This window comes from Streptomyces sp. PsTaAH-137 (genome assembly GCF_003259365.1).
Lineage (GTDB): Bacteria > Actinomycetota > Actinomycetes > Streptomycetales > Streptomycetaceae > Streptomyces.
In genome coordinates this window covers 85,043-97,909 of record NZ_QLLY01000025.1, presented here as the reverse complement: position 1 = coordinate 97,909, position 12,867 = coordinate 85,043, and the positions used below count along the sequence as shown (strand labels likewise).

At 71.8% G+C, this 12,867-nt stretch carries 10 protein-coding genes; 6 read left to right on the top strand and 4 right to left on the bottom strand.

Annotation, left to right across the window (positions count from 1 at the left end; genetic code table 11):
- Positions 1-4: 4 nt before the first annotated feature.
- From pucL to K377_RS37015, 4 genes are all read left to right on the top strand, one after another.
- The gene (gene pucL, locus K377_RS37030; protein WP_111668037.1) at positions 5-940 is read left to right on the top strand and encodes a factor-independent urate hydroxylase; all 936 of its coding nucleotides are present in this window, start codon (positions 5-7) and stop codon (positions 938-940) included.
- A gap of 89 nt (positions 941-1,029) precedes the next feature.
- Entirely contained in the window at positions 1,030-2,442 is a 1,413-nt protein-coding gene (locus K377_RS37025; protein ID WP_111668036.1) for a nucleobase:cation symporter-2 family protein, read from the top strand.
- Positions 2,443-2,487: 45 nt separating this feature from the next.
- Positions 2,488-3,882 carry an 8-oxoguanine deaminase gene (locus tag K377_RS37020; RefSeq protein ID WP_111668035.1) on the top strand — a complete coding sequence of 465 codons (1,395 nt, stop codon included), beginning with the start codon at positions 2,488-2,490 and terminating at the stop codon, positions 3,880-3,882.
- A 245-nt stretch (positions 3,883-4,127) separates the two neighbouring features.
- Positions 4,128-5,576 (top strand): nucleobase:cation symporter-2 family protein, encoded by a 1,449-nt coding sequence (locus tag K377_RS37015; protein ID WP_181512741.1) that lies wholly within the window; start codon positions 4,128-4,130, stop codon positions 5,574-5,576.
- 103 nt (positions 5,577-5,679) lie between these two features.
- Here K377_RS37015 and K377_RS37010 read toward each other — a convergent pair whose 3' ends face one another.
- The 4 genes from K377_RS37010 to K377_RS36995 form a co-directional block, all read right to left on the bottom strand.
- Positions 5,680-6,468, bottom strand: a complete 789-nt coding sequence (locus K377_RS37010; RefSeq protein WP_111668063.1) for a chitosanase — start codon at positions 6,466-6,468, stop codon at positions 5,680-5,682.
- A 209-nt stretch (positions 6,469-6,677) separates the two neighbouring features.
- Positions 6,678-7,100 (bottom strand): thioesterase family protein, encoded by a 423-nt coding sequence (locus K377_RS37005; RefSeq protein ID WP_111668034.1) that lies wholly within the window; start codon positions 7,098-7,100, stop codon positions 6,678-6,680.
- Between the two features lie 94 nt (positions 7,101-7,194).
- Complete coding sequence (locus K377_RS37000; protein WP_111668033.1) at positions 7,195-7,821, bottom strand: hypothetical protein; 627 nt, start codon at positions 7,819-7,821, stop codon at positions 7,195-7,197.
- 78 nt (positions 7,822-7,899) lie between these two features.
- Positions 7,900-8,493: a histidine phosphatase family protein gene (locus K377_RS36995; protein WP_111668032.1), complete on the bottom strand. Its 594-nt coding sequence runs from the start codon at positions 8,491-8,493 to the stop codon at positions 7,900-7,902.
- A 165-nt stretch (positions 8,494-8,658) separates the two neighbouring features.
- On the opposite strand from K377_RS36995, the gene K377_RS36990 reads away from it, so the two are divergent.
- The gene (locus K377_RS36990; protein ID WP_181512740.1) at positions 8,659-11,562 is read left to right on the top strand and encodes a DEAD/DEAH box helicase; all 2,904 of its coding nucleotides are present in this window, start codon (positions 8,659-8,661) and stop codon (positions 11,560-11,562) included.
- Positions 11,559-12,863, top strand: a complete 1,305-nt coding sequence (locus K377_RS36985) for an SWIM zinc finger family protein (protein ID WP_375605991.1) — start codon at positions 11,559-11,561, stop codon at positions 12,861-12,863. The genes K377_RS36990 and K377_RS36985 overlap by 4 nt, the downstream gene beginning before the upstream one ends.
- The last annotated feature ends 4 nt before the right edge of the window (positions 12,864-12,867 follow it).

Sequence of the window (12,867 nt, the reverse complement as noted above, 5' to 3'; positions counted from 1 at the left end):
AGACATGCCCACGATCCTGGGACAGAACCAGTACGGCAAGGCCGAGAACCGAGTCGTAAAGATCACGCGGGACGGCGACACTCACCACATCAAGGACCTGAACGTCTCGGTCGCCCTCAGCGGTGACCTCTCCGACGTGCACCTCACCGGGTCGAACGCCAACTGCCTGCCGACCGACACCACCAAGAACACCTGCTTCGCCTTCGCCAAGGAACACGGCATCGAGTCGGCGGAGCAGTACGGCATCGAGCTGGCCCGGCACTTCGTCGACAGCCAGCCGTCGATCCACCGGTCGCGCATCCGCATCGAGGAGTACTCCTGGGAGCGCATCGCCGGCTCCGACGCGGGCTCCAACTTCATCGGCGCCGACGAGGTGCAGCACTCCTTCGTCCGCAAGGGCCAGGAGGTCCGCCTCACCCAGATCACGTACGACGGCGAGACGTTCGAGGTGCTGTCCGGTCTCAAGGACCTGACCGTCATGAACACCACGAACTCCGAGTTCTGGGGCTACATCAAGGACAAGTACACGACGCTCAAGGAGGACTACGACCGCATCCTCGCCACGTCGCTGTCCACCTGGTGGCGGCACAACTGGACGGGCGCCGAGGGCGAGCGCACGCCGCAGTGGAACAAGTCCTACGAGCAGGCCAAGAAGCACATCCTCCAGGCCTTCGTCGAGACGTACTCGCTGTCGCTGCAGCAGACCCTCTTCCAGATGGGTTCGCGCGTCATCAACAACCGCAGCGAGATCGACGAGATCCGCTTCTCCGCGCCGAACAAGCACCACTTCCGCCAGGACCTCTCGGCCTTCGGCCTGGAGAACGACGCGAAGGACGGGGCCGTCTACTGGGCCGCCGACCGTCCCTACGGCCTGATCGAGGCCACCATCCTGCGGGACGGCGCCGAGCAGCGCATCCCGACCGACATGACCAACCTCTGACGGTCATCGTCATGTCCTTGTGAGTCCTTGTGAGGCGTGCCCCCACCCACCCGCAGTGGGCGGGGGCACCCCCTCCCGGAGGGAACAACATGGCAACGCCTGCAAAGGGGCCGGCTGAAGGCCCGTGTTCCACCCTGCCGGACGGCACCATCGAAGTCACCAAGGTGCATCCGGTGGACGAAAAGCTCCACGCCTCGCGGCTCGTCCCCGCCGCGCTCCAGCACATCGCCGCCATGTACGCCGGCGTCGTCACCCCTCCGCTCATCATCGGCCAGGCCGTCCACCTGGACACCGCGGGCCAGACCCGGCTGATCGCCGCGTCGCTGCTCATCGCCGGAGTGGCCACCCTGCTCCAGACGCTCGGCGTCAAGGGCTTCGTCGGCAACCGGCTGCCGTTCGTCAACGCCGCGTCCTCGGCGGGCATCGCACCCATGCTCGCCATCGCCGAGACCAACGCCCAGGGCGACCAACTCCCCGCCATCTACGGGGCGGTGATGGTCGCGGGCGTCTTCTGTCTCGCCATCGGACCGTTCTTCGGACGGCTGCTGCGCTTCTTCCCGCCGCTCGTCACCGGCGTCGTCATCACCCTCATCGGTGTGACCCTGATGCCCGTCCCCGTCGGCTGGGCCCAGGGCGGCGACAAGACCGCCGCCGACTACGGCGACATGCGCTACCTCGCGCTCGCCGCCTTCACCCTCGTCGTCATTCTGCTGATCCAGCGCTTCGGCAAGGGCTTCGTCAAGCAAGTCGCCCTGCTCTTCGGCCTGTTGATCGGCACGCTCGCCGCGATCCCGTTCGGCATGGCGGACTTCAGCTCCATCAAGTCGGCGCCGGTCGCCGCCCTGCCGACCCCGTTCGCCTTCGGCACCCCCGAGTTCCAGCCCGCCGCGATCGTCTCGCTCTGCCTCGTCATGCTCGTCCTGATGACCGAGTCCAGCGCCGGCATGCTCGCCATCGGCGAGATCTGCGAGCGCGACTGCGACGGGCGGACCATCACGCGCGGCCTGCGCACCGACGGCATCGCCACCTTCCTCGGCCCGGTCTTCGGCGGCTTCCCCACCTCCGCCTTCGCGCAGAACGTCGGCGTCGTCTCGCTCACCAAAGTGCGCAGCCGGTACGTCGTCGCCGTCGCGGGCGGCGCCCTGCTGATTCTCGGCGCCTTCCCGGTGCTCGGCGCGGTCGTCTCGATGGTCCCCATGCCGGTCCTCGGCGGCGCGGGCATCGTCCTCTTCGGCTCCATCGCCGTCAGCGGCATCCGCACACTGTCCGAGGCGGGCCTCGACGACAGCTCCAACATCATCCTGGTGGCCGTCTCGCTCGGCGCGGGCATCATCCCTCTCGCCGCGCCCACCTTCTACGCCGACTTCCCCGCCTGGGCGCAGACCGTGCTCGGCTCCGGCATCAGCGCCGGCGCGCTCGTCGCCGTATCGCTGAACCTGTTCTTCCACCATCTCGGCACCCGTAGCAGCGCCAGCGCGGCTGCGGCACTCAAATCCTCCTAGGGTCCTGCCGTGCCCAATCGCCACTCAAGAAATGAAGGACGCACCATGGCACCTTCTACGGCTTCTTCAACCGACCGCATCGTCATCGAGAACGTCGCCATCGCGACGGTCGACGCCCACGACACCGAGTACGCCTCGGGACACATCGTCGTCGCGGGCAACGTCATCGAGTCCATCGGCGCGGGCAGCGCGCCCGAGGGCCTGGAGAACGTCGTGCGCCGCGTCGACGGCACCGGCCACCTCGCCACGCCCGGCCTGGTCAACACGCACCACCACTACTACCAGTGGATCACCCGCGGTCTCGCGACGGACCACAACCTGTTCAACTGGCTGGTGGCGTTGTACCCGACGTGGGCGCGCATCGACGAGCAGATGACGTACGCGGCCGCGCAGGGCTCCCTCGCGATGATGGCCCGCGGCGGCGTGACCACCGCGATGGACCACCACTACGTGTTCCCGCAGGGCTCGGGCGACCTCTCCGGGTCGATCATCCGCGCCGCCTCCGAGATGGGTGTGCGCTTCACCCTGGCCCGCGGCTCCATGGACCGCAGCGAGAAGGACGGCGGCCTGCCGCCGGACTTCGCCATCGAGACCCTCGAAGGCGCCCTCGCCGCCACCGAGGAGACCGTGAGGAAGCACCACGACGCCTCCTTCGGCGCCATGACCCAGGTGGCCGTCGCCCCCTGCTCGCCGTTCTCCGTCTCCACCGAACTCCTCAAGCAGGGCGCCGAGTTGGCGCGCTCGCTCGGCGTACGGCTGCACACCCACGGCAGCGAGACGGTCGAGGAGGAGAAGTTCTGCCACGAGCTGTTCGGCATGGGCCCCACCGACTACTTCGAGTCGACCGGCTGGCTCGGTGAGGACGTGTGGATGGCGCACAGCGTCCACATGAACGACTCCGACATCGCCGCGTTCGGCCGGACGAAGACGGGCGTCGCGCACTGCCCGTCCTCCAACGCCCGCCTCGCCGCCGGCATCGCCCGCGTCCCCGACATGCTGGCCGCCGGCGTCCCGGTCGGCCTCGGCGTCGACGGCACCGCCTCCAACGAGTCCGGTGAACTCCACACCGAACTGCGCAACGCCCTGCTGATCAACCGCCTCGGCGCCCACCGCGAGTCCGCCCTGAACGCCCGTCAGGCGCTGCGCCTCGGCACGTACGGCGGCGCCCAGGTCCTCGGCAGGGCGGCGGAGATCGGCTCGCTGGAGACCGGCAAGCTCGCCGACCTCGTGCTGTGGAAGATGGACACGCTCGCCCACTCCTCCATCCTCGACCCGGTCATCGGTCTCGTCTTCGGCGCGGCCGCCCCGGTCACCCTCTCCCTCGTGAACGGCGTACCGGTGGTGGAGGACAGCCGCCTCCTGCACGTCGACGAGGACGCGATCGCCCGCTCCACGCGGGACGAGGCGCAGCGTCTCGCGCGGATCGCCGCGCAGGCGTAGCACCTCTCCAGAACTCCGGCCGGGGAGGACGGTCCCCGGCCGGACCCGAACTGCCGAGCGGGCAGTTCGGGAGCCGCCCCGGAACGTGGCCCCAGCTTCACGTCCCCGGGGCGGTCAGCACTGCCTGGGCGCACCACAACTTCATACGAGCTCAACCGAGTTCATTCAGTTTTCCTTGCACCACCTCCCAGAAGCGAAAAGTGCCGGCGGCCCGCCGGGACTGGAAAACAACCGGAGGAGCCGCAGTGGCGACGACGCCCAGGTTCACCAAGCAAGGCACCACCCCCGCCGACCAGGAAGCGGGACATACCAAACATCCGGTCGACGAGACCCTGCCCCCGCTGAAGATGGCGACGACCGGTCTTCAGCACGTGGCAGCCATGTACGCGGGCGTGGTCGCGCCCCCGCTCATCGTCGGCGCCTACATCGGTCTCTCCGCGAAGGAACTCACCTTCCTGACCGGCGCCTGCCTCTTCACGGCGGGCCTCGCCACCTTCCTCCAGACGCTCGGCATCTGGAAGATCGGCGCCCGGCTGCCGTTCGTCAACGGCGTGACGTTCGCGGGCGTGGCCCCGATGCTCGCCGTCGCCGACTCCACGAAGGACAAGAGCGACGCCCTGCCGATCATCTTCGGAGCGGTGATCGTGGCGGGCCTCCTCGGCTTCATCGCCGCGCCCTTCTTCTCCAAGGCGATACGTTTCTTCCCGCCGGTCGTCACGGGTACGGTCATCACGCTCATCGGCATCTCGCTGATGCCCGTCGCCTTCGGCTGGGCCCAGGGGCCCGACGCCAAGGCGTCCGACTACGGCTCCATGAAGAACCTGGCCCTCGCCGGGATCACCCTCGTCATCGTGCTGCTGCTGCGCCGCTTCACCACCGGCTTCGTCAAGCAGATCGCGGTCCTGCTCGGCCTGGTCGTCGGCACGGTCGTCGCCATCCCGTTCGGCGTCACGGACTTCTCGCCGGTCGGGGACGCGGACATCGTCGGCTTCCCGACGCCGTTCCACTTCGGTGCCCCGCAGTTCGCCGGCGCCGCCATCGTGTCGATGATCGTCGTCATGGTCGTGTCGATGACGGAGTCGACGGCGGACATGCTCGCGCTCGGTGAGATCGTCGACCGTCCCGCGGACGAGAAGACGATCGCGGCAGGTCTGCGTGCCGACACCCTCGGCACGGCGATCAGCCCGGTCTTCAACGGCTTCATGTGCAGCGCCTTCGCCCAGAACATCGGCCTGGTGGCGATGACGAAGATCCGCAGCCGGTTCGTGGTCGCGGTCGGCGGCGGCTTCCTCGTCCTGATGGGTCTGTGCCCGATGGCCGCGTCCCTGATCGCGGTCGTGCCGAGGCCGGTCCTCGGCGGCGCGGGCGTCGTCCTGTTCGGCTCGGTCGCCGCCAGCGGTATCCAGACCCTGGTCAAGGCGGGCCTGGACAAGGACAACAACGTCCTGATCGTCGCCGTGTCGCTCGCCGTGGGCCTGATCCCCATCGCGGCGCCGGAGTTCTACCACGCGTTCCCGGAGCGCGCGAAGATCATCCTGGACTCGGGCATCTCCACCGGCTGTGTCGCGGCGGTCCTGCTCAACCTGGTCTTCAACCACCTGGGCCGCGGGCGCGACGCGGACGACGTGACGGCCCCGATGGAGTCGGGCGGGGCGATCGCGGAGCAGCGCACGACGTCCGCCGCCGCGCACTGATCCGCCGGCCCCGCCCTCGACCGACCTGTCCCGTACGGCCGACGCCGCTCCCGAGATCCGGGGGCGGCGTCGGTGCTGTACGGGCTTTTTCTTGGGGCGCTGGTCAGCCGATGTGGAAGCTGTCCCCGTAGACCTTCCAGTCCAGCGGCGGGTCCAGGTTCAGATTGCCGTTCTTCAGGAACACGCGCTGGGCGGTGTCGACGCGGCTGGTGTCGCTGTGCGCCTCCTCCTGCTTCATCGCCCACACCCGCGCGTCGAGGAACGCGTTCAGCCAGGTGACCTCGTCGCCGCCCTGCGCGGGCCGCTTCGCCTTGCCGAGGGCGCGCTTGCGGATGCCGGAGAAGCTCGTCGGGTCACCGCCGTCGCCGTGCATCACGATGGCGTCGTAGTACGTGAACTGGCCGAGCGTGCCGACCCCGTCGGCCTTGCCCTGCTTGACCGCCGGGTTGAAGTACACCCGGTCGCGCTCGTCGTTCTGCGCCTGCTGGAAGGCCGAGTCCTGGGCCGCCTTCGCCCAGTCCTTGGGGAAGTTCGGGTCCAGGCCGTCGTGCGAGTCGCTGCCGTCCACGTCCCGCAGGGCGGGAAGGTACTTGGCCAGGACGTTGCCGGGCTTGCGGTCGGTGTACAGCTCGACCAGGTCGAGCATGTCCCCGGTGCCGGAGCAGAAGCCGATGATCCCGGCGGTGTAGCCGCGGCCGTCGCCGATGTCCTCGATGTACTTGTACTGGGCCTTCCAGTCGAGCGAGGAGTTCTCCGCGCTCGACACCAGCTTCATGGCGATCTCCTTCTTCGCCGGATCGTCGAGCCCGGCGGCGGCCACGGGGGACGCGCCGGCGAGCTGAGTGGTCAGCAGCGGTGCCGCGACGACCGTGGCACCGAGGAACGTGAGCATGGTGCGACGGGAGAGGCGTGAGGTGCGTATGTGGGGGGTGGGCACGGGTCCTCCTGAGGGGAGTTCGTCGTTCCGTCGACTGTTAGGAAGGTTTCCTACCAGAAATTCGGCGTGACGGGTACCCGTCAGGACAGGGTTGTGGGTGGGTGCGGGCCGGTGGGGAACTGCGCGACCAGCCCCACCGGCCGTCAGTCGGTGAACGGCCGGGGCTACAGGCCGAAGGCGCCGGGGTCCTTCGCCAGTTCCTTGAAGACCTCACCCGGGTCGGCCACCAGTTTGCGGCGGTCCAGGTCCAGCACGCCGCCCACGCCGGTGATCTCGGCCGACAGGGTGCCGTCGGTCTTTCTGATCGCCTGGAGCACGCGGAACGTCTTGCCCTCGCCCCACTCGAAGACGCACTCCACGTCCACGCTGTCGCCGGCGCGCAGCTCCCGCAGATAGCGGATGTTCGTCTCCAGGACGACGGGGCCCACGCGCCGCGTGAGCAGATCCTGCTGCTCGATGCCGCCGTGCCGCAGCAGCGCCCAGCGGGCGTGCTCCGCGTACTGCAGATACACCGCCTGGTTGAGATGGCCCTGTGTGTCGGTCTCGTACCCGCGCACCTCGACCCGGACGGAGAACGGCTCAGCCACGATGTTCCTCTCGATGATTCAGGTGACCCTGAGGGTGGGGTCGACGGCTTCAACAGGGCGGCGTGGCCCGGCATTCCGCGTGCGACCTGATGGGTCAGACCCGTCTCGGTGAGGCCAGCAGAACACGGCCCCCGCGCGCCTCCGTGTGCTCGCTCACCTGCCAGCCCGCCTGCCGGAGGGCCTCCGCGCAGGCCGTGAGCGCGGCGGGGTCGGGGTGCCGTACGGCGACGGCCTCGGGCTGCGGGGTGTCCGTCACGCGGTAGCCGGGCACCGTCCCGGTCGCCGGGACGCAGCCCGCCGCCTCCAGGGCCAGCGCCGCGGAGTGCGTGAGGCGGCCCCGCTCCCAGGCGCACGGCCGGTCGGTCGCGCCGTCCGGGTGCGTCATGCGGCGTATCTCCAGCAGGCCCTGCCACGCGGTGCGCACCTCGCGTGCCCGCGCGGGCGTGGCGACGGCGTCCGGCTCGCCGCCGAGCCGCGCCGTGAACACCCCGCCCGGAGCGGGGGCCGCCACCGGCTCGGGTGACGCGGGAGCGTCGGCGGCCTCGCGGAACCGGTGGCCCGCCGGAGTCAGGAAGTGGTCGTGCGGCGGCCGGGGATGCCGGAACGCCAGGCGCAGCGCGACGAGCCGCGCCAGCTGGGCCGCGGTCCCGGTGATCCGGCCGGTCTCCGGCTCGGCGGCGTCGATGACCCGCCGCTGCGCGGCGGTCGGCGGTCTGGTCACGGCACACCCCCGTCTCCGTGGAGCCGGCGGACGCGGGCTCCCTGCCGACGATGGTGCACGACGGGTCCGACAACGGCCTCAGGGCCGCAGGTTCCAGCCCGAGATCACAGGACGGCCGTGCTCGAAGGTCAGTCGGCTCACCGTGCCGGTCGCCAGCAGGAAGTGGGCGCCGCCCGACGGTGGCAGGCCCAGCCGGCGCGCGGTCAGCACCCGCAGGAAATGTCCGTGCGAGACGAGCACCACGCTGCCCTCGTTGTTGGCGAGCGCGGCGTCGACCTTGGAGAGCATCCGGTCCGCCCGCGCCCCGACCTCCTCGGGGGTCTCGCCGGGATGCTCCGGCGGCCCCTCCGGCACCCCGTCGTCGAAGAGGAACCAGTCGGGCCGGGTGCGCTGGATCTCCCGGGTGGTCACGCCCTCGTAGGCGCCGTAGTCCCATTCGACCAGGTCAGGGTCGACGGTGACACGGGAGAGGCCCGCCAGTTCCGCGGTCTCCCGCGCGCGCTGCAGCGGACTGACGAAGACGGCGCCCACGTGATAGCTGCCGACGAGCGGTGCGACCCGGCGCGCCTCCTCCCGGCCGTTCTCGGTCAGCGGGAGATCGGTCAGACCGGTGTGCTGGCCCGTCAGGGCCCACTCGGTCTCACCGTGCCGGACAAGGAGCAGGTCACCCAAGGCGCGCACCGTTCTGTCAGGGTCCGAAAAGGTTCACAGGACATGCAAGGGACATTCTCGCTGGAACCGTACCCGGGGCGCGCGTCACCGCAGGCAGCGGGGATTGTCGGACCCGGCCCGTAAGGTTTCAGGGATCGAACGGATCGAGGGGTCAGCCCGCGTCCGATGAGCGCAGAGAGGGGAGGCCGGGTCGCCGTGCCGGAACTGCCGGGTGTCGCGCTGCGCGCAGCCGCCGTCTTCCTGCCCGCTCCGCTGCCGCGCGAGGGCCGGATCGCGTTCTGGTCGCCGGACGACCCGGCGGGCCCGCCGGGCGCCGACACGGAGATCGCCGTGGTGCGGCCGCACGGAGCGGGCGTCCGCAGCCGCCAGGTCCCCGCCCTCGTCCTGCCCGTCGTCGACGCGCTGCCGCTGCTCGTACGGGCCCGCCGCACCCCGGGCGCCCACCCCGCTGCCGCGGCCTGGGGCGCGGCCGCCGCGCACGCGCTGCATCTGGTCGCCCGCGGCCGGCTGCTGCCCGGGCTCACCGCGTCCGACCACGACGCCTGGCGCGCGGGCCCGCTCGACGAGGACGACATCGCCCAGCTCAAGGGGATCGCCGCCGCCCTGCCGCCGGAGGGCTTCGCGGTCCCGGTGGCCGGCCGCAGGCCCGTCCAGGTGCCCGAGCCGCAGGCGCTGGTGCGGGCGTTCCTGGACGCCGTGGCCGACGCGCTGCCGCGCACCCCTGCGGCGGCGCACGCGGCGGGCGCCCCGTTCGCCGCCGCCGCTCCCCAGCACCTTCCGCAGGCACGCCCCTGGGCGGTGGAGGCGGCCGCCGGGCTCGACGCCGGCGTGAAGATCTCGCTCCGCCTCGACCTGGCGCACAAGGACCTGTTCGACACCGAGGACACTGAGGAGGCCGTAGCGGGCGTAGAGGGTGCCGACGCCCCGCCCGCCCCCGAGGCCCGGCGCGCGGGGACCGCCATCGTCCAGGTGCACAGCCTCGCCGACCCCACGCGCGTGGTCGACGCCGCACACCTGTGGGCGGGCGACGCCGACGAGCACTTCGGGCCGCGCGCCCGGATCGACGCCGTGCTCGCGGTGCGCCGGGCCGTCGCCGCGTGGCCCCCGCTCGGCCGCCTCCTGGAGCAGGACGTGCCCGACGTGCTCGCCCTCGCCGAGAGCGAGCTGATCGACCTGCTCGGGCCCGGCGCCGCACGGCTCGCCAAGGCCGGCGTCACCCTGCACTGGCCGCGCGAGCTGGCCCGTTCGCTGACCGCCACCGCGGTGGTGCGCGCCCGGACCGCGCCGGGCTCGGCGACCGACGGCACGACGTTCTTCGACGCCGACGAGCTGATGGCGTTCAACTGGCAGCTGGCGCTCGACGGGGACCCGCTGACCGAGCGCGAGATGGACCAGCTCGCCGAGTCGCACCGCGCCGTCGTCCGGCTGCGCGACCAGTGGGTCGTCGTCGATCCCGACCTCGTCCGCAAGGCCCGCAAGCGGGAGCTCGGCCTGCTCCAGCCCGTCGACGCCCTCGCGGTCGCCCTCACCGGCGAGGCCGAGGTCGACGGCGAGCGCGTCGCCGCCGTGCCCACCGGACGCCTCGCCGAGCTCCGCGACCGCCTCACCCGGGGCCTCGACACGGTCGAGCCGCCGCCCGCCCTGCGCGCCACCCTGCGCGACTACCAACTGCGCGGGCTCGCCTGGCTCGACCTCATGACCTCGCTCGGACTCGGCGGCTGCCTCGCCGACGACATGGGCCTCGGCAAGACGGTCACCCTCATCGCGCTGCACCTGCGCCGCGACCGGCCGCAGCCCACCCTCGTGGTCTGCCCCGCCTCGCTGCTCGGCAACTGGCAGCGCGAGATCGAGAGGTTCGCGCCCGGCGTCCCCGTCCGCCGCTTCCACGGCGCCGACCGCAGCCTCGACGACGGCACCGGCGGCTTCGTCCTCACCACGTACGGCACCCTGCGCACCCGCGCCGGTGAACTCGCCGCGCACGACTGGGGCATGGTCGTCGCCGACGAGGCACAGCACGTCAAGAACCCCAACTCGGCGACGGCGAAGGCCCTGCGCACCCTCGACACCCCCGCGCGCGTGGCCCTCACCGGCACCCCCGTGGAGAACAACCTGTCCGAGCTGTGGGCGCTGCTCGACTGGACGACACCGGGCCTGCTCGGCCCGCTCAAGGCCTTCCGCGCCCGGCACGCGCGCGCCGTCGAGGGCGAGGGCCCGCTGGAGAACCCGGAGGCGATCGAGCGGCTGTCCCGCCTCGTCCGCCCCTTCATCCTGCGGCGCAAGAAGTCCGACCCGGGCATCGTCCCCGAGCTGCCGCCCAAGACCGAGTCCGACCACCCGGCGCCGCTCACGCGGGAACAGGCCTCGCTCTACGAAGCGGTCGTCCGCGAATCCATGGCGCAGATCGAGGAGGCCGAGGGCATCGGCCGCCGCGGCCTCATCATGAAACTGCTGACCTCCCTGAAGCAGGTGTGCAACCACCCCGCGCAGTACCTGAAGGAGGGCGAGCAGACCCGCCCGCGCCTGGTCGGACGCTCCGGCAAACTCGCCCTGCTCGACGAGCTGTTGGACACCATCCTGGCCGAGGACGGATCCGGCGGCTCGGTCCTGGTCTTCACCCAGTACGTGTCCATGGCCCAGCTCCTCTCCACCCACCTGACCACCCGCGCGATCCCCAGCCAGCTGCTGCACGGCGGCACCCCGGTCGCCGAGCGCGAGCGCATGGTGGACCGGTTCCAGTCCGGTGAGGTGCCCGTCTTCCTGCTGTCCCTGAAGGCCGCGGGCACCGGGCTCAACCTCACGCGCGCGGGCCATGTCGTCCACTTCGACCGCTGGTGGAACCCGGCGGTGGAGGAGCAGGCCACCGACCGCGCCTACCGCATCGGCCAGACCCAGCCCGTGCAGGTGCACCGGCTCATCACCGAGGGCACGGTCGAGGACCGCATCGCCGAACTCCTCGCCGCCAAGCGGGCCCTCGCGGACGCCGTCCTCGGCTCGGGGGACGCCGCGCTCACCGAACTGACCGACCGCGAGCTGAGCGATCTCGTGTCCTTGAGGAGGGAGTCGGCGTGAGACGCGGCGACACCGGGCGCCACAGCGCCCACATCCCTGGCCGCGCCGGGGCCGCCGAGCAGGCACAGGCCCGGCACACCGACAGCAGGCGCACCTTCCCGCCGCTGCCCCCGCGCGCCCAGAGCGGCGACGCCGCGCTGACCTGGTGGGGGAACGCGTGGGTGGACGCCCTGGAGGACACCGCCCTCGACCCGGCCCGCCTCGCCCGCGGCCGGACCTACGCGGACCGCGGCCACGTCGACGCGATCACCGTCACCCCGGGCCGCGCCCTCGCCTACGTGCACGGCTCTCGCCCCCGCCCCTACCGCGCCGAGCTGCGCCTGCGCCCCCTCTCCGACGAGGCCTGGGACCGCTTCCTCGACACGGCCGCCGCCCGCCCCGACCACATGGCCTCCCTGCTCGACAAGGACGTCCCGCACGCACTCGCCGCCGTCGTCGATCTGCTGCCGACCGTCGACGACCTGACCCCGGAGTGCACCTGCCCGGACCGCGCCCACCCGTGCAAGCACGCGGCGGCGCTCTGCTACCAGACGGCGCGCCTCGTCGACGAGGACCCGTTCGTCCTGTTCCTGCTGCGTGGCCGCGGTGAGCAGGAGTTGCTCACGGCACTGACCCGGCGCAACGCCACGCACACGGCGGCCGAACAGGCCGGCGCGGCGGCCCCCGCGATCGACACGCTCCCCGCCCGGGACGTCTTCGCGGCACGCGCCGAACTCCCGCCTCCGCCACCGGAGTTCCCCGCCCCGGCCCACCCCGAGCGGCCGCCGTCCTACCCCCAGCACCCGCAGGGCCCCGACCCGCTCGCCCTGGACCTGCTCGCCACCGAGGCGGGCGCCCGCGCGCACACCCTGCTCACCACCGGCAGCGACCCGATCGCCGGACTCACCCCCTGGCAGGACGCCGTCCGCGTCGCCGCGGGACACCCCGGCTCCGGGCTCACCGCAGCCACCCGCACGCTCTACGCCTCGCTCTCCCGAGGCACCGGACGCACCCCCGCCGACCTGGCCCGCGCGGTTGCCGCCTGGCGCCAGGGCGGCCTCGAAGGACTCTCGGTCCTGGAGGAGGAGTGGGACCCGCCCGCAGGCCCCTTCGACCGGGCCCGCCCGGCACTGCTCGCCCAGGGCAATTGGGAGTTCCGCCCCCGCCGCAACCACCTCTCCACCCCGTCGCTCCAACTCCGCCTCGGCCGCGACGGCCTGTGGTACGGCTACGAGTCCGACCCGGGCCGCGACGACTGGTGGCCCCGCGGCGACCCGGCCCGGGACCCGGTCTCGGCCCTGGACTCGCTCCTCGGCCGCTGAGCCC